Annotated in this window: 1 protein-coding gene; it reads left to right on the top strand. The window is 40.4% G+C overall.

Annotated elements, in window-relative coordinates:
* Positions 1 to 4,126, top strand: a 4,126-nt coding sequence (locus AC1DOS_RS18450; protein ID WP_477538679.1) for a S8 family serine peptidase, incomplete at both ends; no start/stop codon positions are given.

Raw genomic sequence — 4,126 nt, forward strand, 5'->3', positions numbered from 1 at the left:
GAAAGAAGTAACCTTCTTAATTAAATTTAAGGAACAAGCAAATACACTTGAAATAGCTACAGAAGCAGGGAAAAATGCAATTAGTCAAAAGGCTTCTCCTGCAAAGGCAAAGTATATGAAAAGATCTGCTGTTGTTTCTTCTTTAAGGTCAACAGCAATCGAAACACAAGTAAATGTTAAAGATTATTTGAAGAAACAAGAAAAAGCCGGTAAAGCAAAAAATACTAAATCCTTTTATATTGTTAATGGAATGGCCGTAACAGCTACGAAAGAGGTCATGGACCAAATCGCAGCTTTTCCTGAAGTTGAAAAGATTCTACCAAATGAAACGAGGCAGCTTCATAAAGCGGTAAAATCACAAGAAACTTCCCAGGCGAAAGCTAGTGTAAATAACCAAAATGATTCTATAGAATGGAATCTTAAAAATATCGGTGTCCCTTCTGTATGGAAATCGGGGATTGATGGCTCCGGGACAGTCGTAGCTTCCATTGATACAGGAGTACAGTGGGATCATCCCGCTTTAAAAGAAAAATACCGAGGATATGATCCAGCTAATCCGAATAATGTAGACCATGAATTCAATTGGTATGATCCAGTATCAAATGAATCGACGCCTTATGATGATGTTGGCCATGGAACCCATGTAACAGGAACAATGGTTGGTGCTGAACCTAACGGTGAAAATCAAATTGGGGTTGCACCGGGAGCAAAATGGATTTCTGTTAAGGCATTCTCTGAAGAAGGTGGAGATGATGTAGGTTTATTAGCAGCCGGTGAATGGATTTTAGCTCCAAAAGATAAAAATGGAAATCCTCACCCTGAAAAAGCACCTGACGTTGTCAATAATTCATGGGGCGGAGGTCCTGGGCTTGATGAATGGTACCGTCCAATGGTGGAAGCTTGGCGTGCGGCAGAAATTTTCCCTGAGTTTGCTGTAGGAAATATAAATTTCTGGAATCCTGGTGGACCCGGATCAGCTGCCAGTCCATCCAATTATCCAGAATCATTTGCAACAGGTGCGGTTGATATTAATAATAAATTAGCTTCATTTTCACTTCAAGGGCCTTCCCCATATGATGAGGTGAAACCAGATGTTTCAGCACCCGGAGTTGCTATCCGATCAGCCGTTTCAGGCAGTGATTATGCATCTAATAATGGGACGTCAATGGCAGCACCGCATGTTGCTGGGGTTGTGGCCCTTCTTCGTCAAGTGGATTCAAGCTTAACAGTAGATGAATTAGAGGAAATATTATTATCAACCTCTACACCTTTAACGGACTCAACATTCCCGGATACCCCTAATAATGGGTACGGATACGGACTAGTTAATGCGTATGAAGCTGTGGCTTCCATTACTACCGGACTTGGCAAAATAAAAGGACAAGTTAGTGTAGAAGGAGAGGACGCAGAGCAACCAAAGTATGAGCATAGTGCTCCACAAAAAACATTCTCGGGCATGGATTTAGATTTAGATATTAAGGCAACAGATAATATCAGCGTAACGAATGTTGAACTACACTACTTAAAAGCAGATGGGAATTGGGATACGCTTCAAGCTAAAAGAATCTCAGGAGACCATAAAAATGGTTCATATATGGTAACAATTTCAGGAAAAGACATTAAAGAACCTATTCTCACTTACAAATGGAAAATAACCGATTATGTTGGAAATCAAGTTATAACCGATTCGTATAACATCTCTGTAAAACCAGGAATTGGCATCGGTTATTTAGAAGACTTTGAAACAAAGCCTGATGGTTGGCGTTCCTTCGGGGTAAATAATGTTTGGGAATGGGGAGTACCAACTTCGGGACCCCAAAAAGCCGTATCAGGTGAGAAAGTTTATGCGACAAAATTGGATGGACTTTATCCAGATATGGCAAATATGACGTTACTGATGCCGCCAATCGACCTTCCAGATGGGCAGGCATACTTACAATTTAAACAATGGTATGATTTTGAAACAAATTATGATTTTGGCCATGTATTAGTTTCAACAGATATGGAAAACTGGACGCAAAAATTCCGCGTCACTGGTCAAGAGTCCAGTAGTTATATTGATGGAGAAGTTGATTTAAGTGAGTATGCTGGTCAAAGAATTTTTGTTGCTTTTAATGCAACTTCAGACATTCTTTTTAATGATCGAGGATGGTATATAGACGACGTTCGTCTATCTAATCAACCTATTCAAGCAACTAACAAGGCCTCATTAGGGGTTGTTAAAGACCATAATCAAAAAGATTCCGTAACAATGGCTACAAAGGTAAAAGTGGATCCAAGCAAAATAACTCCGGTTAAGCAGGAGATTTCTAAGGATAACTTAGAACAGGGAGCTTCTCCGTCAATCTTACCGCTTGATGCAGAGGTAAGTGTACTGGAAACAGGTAGATCAACCTATACAAACCCGCAAAATGGCAGTTACCAATTAACTAATGCAACAGGAACATTCACAGTTCAGGCAGAGGCATACGGGCATCGTTCGGCATCGCAGTCTGTTACAGTTTCAGCTAACGAAGATGTAACAGCGAACTTGGTTTTGGAGGAAATTCCAAAAGGAACGATTTCAGGATTAGTCACAAATGAAGTGACGGGAGAACCAGTTTCAAATGCTACACTGTTTTTAATGGAAGATGCTCAGATTCAACCTGTCCAAACAAATGAAAAAGGGGAATATAGCATTACTGCTTACGAAGGAAGTTATACTTTAAAAGTGGCATCCCCATCCTACTATGGTAAAGAATTAACCGTTAAATTAAACGCGGGATCCTTCAAACAAGACATGCAGTTAAAACCTTTTATCGGGTATCCGGGAGAAATTGGCTACGATGATGGTACGCTTGAAAACGCACAAGGGTTCTATACCGGCGGTAATGGTTGGGCTGTCAAGATGTCTTTAGCTGAAGGCGAAACAAGTGCAATGGTAACAGGAGGATTATTCAAATTTTGGGGAGATGATTGGCCGCAGCCTGGTGGAACGGATTTCAAGGTGGCTGTTTATGATGCCAGTGGGAAAGATGGTGGACCTGGTAAAAAAATAGCAGGACCATTTAATGGAACCGCCAAAAGAAATGGTGAGTGGACACATGTAGATTTAAGTTCAAAAGGTATTATGGTCAGTGGCGATTTCTACATGGTTTATATTCAAAGTGGGGATAGTCCGAATATTCCTGGACTTGCAACAGATGAGAATGGTGAGTTTTCTGGTCGCAGCTGGTCTTATTTTGGAGGTGGATTTACTCCAACACCTAAGGATGAAGGAAACTACATGATTCGGGCGACGGTTAATTACGAAGTTAAAGCACCAGTCATTACTTCACCTGCTGATGGAGTCTTTACAAATCAAGGTTCAGTCATCGTTGAAGGAAAATCAGCCCCGACTACTAAAGTTAAGATTTATAATAACGGAGTGGAATCTACATCTGTGCAAACAACTGAAAATGGCAGCTTCTCAGCAGAACTCCAATTAAATGAAGGAGAGAACACTATTACTGCTAAAGCGTCATCTGAAAGCGGTACTACGGATGCGTCGGCTCCTGTTAAAGTAGTCTATGATAAAACGAAACCAGAGCTTTCTATTGACAAGCCAGTTAACAATGTAAAAACCAATAAAGAGGCTGTGACGGTAGAAGGTATAGTATCAGATCAACACCTTGATTGGGTTAAAGTAAACGGTCAAAATGCAGCAGTCGTAAATGGCAAATATTCRAAACGTATTCTATTGGATACCGGCGCAAATAAAATTACTGTTGTCGCAAGAGATAAAGCGAATAAYAGTATTTCGAAAACAGTTACGGTAACTGCAAAATACGTTGCACCAGTAATTGAAAACGTATTACCAAACCAAGWTGTCAACCTAAAAACAGGGAAAAGCGTAAAAATCGAATTTGATAGTGAGCCRGGATTAAAATCAACATTCGTCATCCACATGCCACTAACAGWTGYCGGAGCTCAAATTCAAAATGCTACCGAGTTGCCAATGATRGAACAATCAGACGGTCACTATGTTGGCTATTGGACAGCTCCAAAAGGTACAGTTGCAAAMGGTGCAGTAATTGAAGTGAAAGCAGTAGATAGCTTCAAAAATGAAACACGYAAAACTGCAGCAGGAAAACTGTATATCAACGTT

It is taken from the genome of Paenisporosarcina sp. P5_A11 (assembly GCF_056400705.1).